The sequence below is a fragment of the Streptomyces sp. NPDC059564 genome, from assembly GCF_042735575.1.
Taxonomy (GTDB): domain Bacteria; phylum Actinomycetota; class Actinomycetes; order Streptomycetales; family Streptomycetaceae; genus Streptomyces.
This window is the reverse complement of the sequence record NZ_JBHWBP010000603.1, coordinates 1-2,493: the sequence shown is the minus strand read 5'-3', so window position 1 is coordinate 2,493 and position 2,493 is coordinate 1. Positions and strand designations below refer to the sequence as shown.

The following is a 2,493-nucleotide window of genomic DNA, read 5'->3' as shown; positions in this document are numbered from 1 at the left end:
GGCCGCGGCCGCGCGCGAGGTCCGTGAGGAGATCGGCCTGGAGCTGGCCCCCGGCCGCCTCCTCGCCGTCAACTGGGCCCACCGGCCCGGCTTCCCGGCGCGGATCCGCTTCCTCTACGACGGCGGGGTCCTCGGCCCCGACGTCCTCGCCCGGATCCGCCTGCGGCCCACCGAACTGCTGGACTGGCGCACCGCGCAACGCGGGGAACTGCGCGGTCTGGTCAAACCGCAGCTGCGCCGGCAGATCAAGGCCTGCCTGAAGGCCCTCGCCTCGGGCACGGGGCCGCTGGAGCTCCACGAGGGGCGTCCGGTCGGCCGGAAGGGCTCCTCCGGTCCGGGCTGACCGACACAATAGACAAACAGATGCAACCCTCTTCGGCCAATCGGCCAAGCAGTTGCCAGGGCGTTGCCGAATTCCACATGGCAGATGCACGATGGTGGGGAACGGGCAGGGCGGGCCGCGCCGTGCCGCTCCTCCGACTCCTTCACCATGCGAGGTAGACCCATGAGCGAGTCCATGAGCGGGCGCAGAGCGGACGGCAGCGCCGGGGACGCCGACTACGGCCGCATCGGCTCCGGTTACTCCGGCCACCGCCGCCCGGACCCCCGTATCGCCCGGTTCATCGCCGAGGCCCTCGGCGGTGCCCGTACCGTCATCAACGTGGGCGCGGGTTCCGGGTCGTACGAGGGGGCGGCCCGTACGGTCACCCCCGTCGAGCCGTCCCGGGCGATGCGGGACCGGCGCCCGGCCGGACTGCCCCGGGCGGTTGACGCGGTCGCCGAGGAACTCCCCTTCGCGGACGGCGAGTTCGACGGCGCGATGACCCTCTTCAGCGTGCACCAGTGGAGCGACGTCAAGGCGGGACTGCGCGAGACGCGCCGCGTGACGCGCGGCCCGGTCGTCATCCTGACCTGCGATCCGAAGCTGGTGCGCGACTTCTGGCTGTACGAGTACGCGCCCGAGGTCCTGGACACGGAAGCCCGGCGCTACCCGCCGATCGAGGACATGGCCGCCGCCCTCGGCGGCACCGGAACCATCGAGTCCGTACCCATCCCGCTGGACTGCACCGACGGCTTCAACGAGGCGTACTACGGCCGCCCCGAGATGCTCCTCGACCCGGCGGCCCGCCAGGCCTGCTCGGCGTGGAGCTTCGTGGACGACGGGGTCCGGCGGCGGTTCACCGAGTCCCTGCGCCGCGACCTGGACTCCGGCGCCTGGGACGAACGCCACGGGCACCTGCGCCGGCTCCCCGCCTACGAGGGCTCCCTGGTCCTCGTCCGCGCCACCCCGTAACCCCGGCCACATACCCCCTACCCCTTTGGAGTATCCCCGTACGGTCACCTACGATGCGGGCATGAGGACACGGGCGGGACAGGTGGGACGAGCGGAGGGCCCCCGCGGGCTGCCCGCGCGCCTGCTCCTGCTGTTCGCCCTGCTCACCGGGGTCGTGGCCATGCACGGCCTGGGCCCCGGCCCCGCCCTGTCGGCAGCCGCGCACGCCGGGCACTCCGTCCAGACGGCGTCCGCCCCGGCCGCGCCCCACACGGCGGCCACCCCGTGCGCCTGCGCCGACGACGGTGACGGCGGCGGCGGACACGGCCACCACGCCGACCCCACCTGCGCCGCGCCCGGCACCACCGGCGCCCCCGTCCTGCCCGCTCCGGCGGCCGCACCCGGCACCCCGGCCGCCGCGACCGCCGCCGCGCACGATGCCGTGCCCGGCTCGGCGGCCTTCGGGCGCGCCCCTCCCTCCCTCAGCGAACTGCAGCTCCTGCGCATATGAGACGGCTCCGGCGTGCACGCCGACGAGCCCGTCCCTTGGAACCCCAGCACAGGAGAAGCACCACCATGACCACCCAGCGTTCCCTGATCCGCCGTACCGCCGCCGTCGCCGCGACCGCGACCGCCGCCCTCGTCCTCGCAGCCTGCGGCGGCGACTCCGGCAGCACCCCGAAGCACGACGGCGGCCACGCCGCCCCCACCGCCTCCGGCAGCGCGACCGCGACCGCCCGCCCGGGCGGGAACAACGCCGCCGACACGGCCTTCGCCCAGGGGATGGTCCCGCACCACCGCCAGGCGGTGGAGATGGCCGGCCTCGCCGCGACCCGCTCCGCATCGGCCGAGGTCAAGGCTCTCGCCGAGGAGATCAAGAAGGCCCAGGACCCGGAGATCAAGACCCTCTCCGGCTGGCTGGGTTCCTGGGGCGAGCAGGTCCCCGCCGCCGACGGCGGACACGGCGGGCACGCCATGTCCGGGATGATGACGGGCGGGGAGATGGACGACCTGACCAAGTCCTCCGGCAAGGAGTTCGACAAGGCCTTCCTCACCCTGATGGTCAAGCACCACGAAGGCGCCGTGGCCATGGCCCGGACCGAACAGACCGACGGCGCCTACCAGCCCGCCAAGGACATGGCCGCCGCGATCATCGGCTCCCAGAGCGCCGAGATCACCCGGATGAACGCGCTCCTCGCCGCGAACTGACGCCGAGGCCC

3 protein-coding genes and 1 pseudogene are annotated in these 2,493 nt (G+C 74.0%); all 4 read left to right on the top strand.

The features are described from left to right. Nucleotides 1-343 (top strand): annotated as a pseudogene (locus ACFV0Q_RS40805) (NUDIX hydrolase); the annotation flags it as partial. 162 nt (nucleotides 344-505) lie between these two features. Next, on the top strand, nucleotides 506-1,294 hold the full coding sequence (locus ACFV0Q_RS40800) for a class I SAM-dependent methyltransferase (protein ID WP_385013074.1): 789 nt from the start codon (nucleotides 506-508) through the stop codon (nucleotides 1,292-1,294). 61 nt (nucleotides 1,295-1,355) lie between these two features. After that, nucleotides 1,356-1,784 carry a DUF6153 family protein gene (locus ACFV0Q_RS40795; protein ID WP_385013072.1) on the top strand — a complete coding sequence of 143 codons (429 nt, stop codon included), beginning with the start codon at nucleotides 1,356-1,358 and terminating at the stop codon, nucleotides 1,782-1,784. Nucleotides 1,785-1,849: 65 nt separating this feature from the next. Next, entirely contained in the window at nucleotides 1,850-2,482 is a 633-nt protein-coding gene (locus ACFV0Q_RS40790; RefSeq protein ID WP_385013070.1) for a DUF305 domain-containing protein, read from the top strand. Nucleotides 2,483-2,493 lie beyond the last annotated feature (11 nt).

Coding starts and splice junctions, on each gene's coding strand:
- ACFV0Q_RS40795 (WP_385013072.1), top strand. CDS start 1,356: ATGAGGACACGGGCGGGACAGGTGGGACGAGCGGAGGGCCCCCGCGGG.
- ACFV0Q_RS40790 (WP_385013070.1), top strand. CDS start 1,850: ATGACCACCCAGCGTTCCCTGATCCGCCGTACCGCCGCCGTCGCCGCG.
- ACFV0Q_RS40800 (WP_385013074.1), top strand. CDS start 506: ATGAGCGAGTCCATGAGCGGGCGCAGAGCGGACGGCAGCGCCGGGGAC.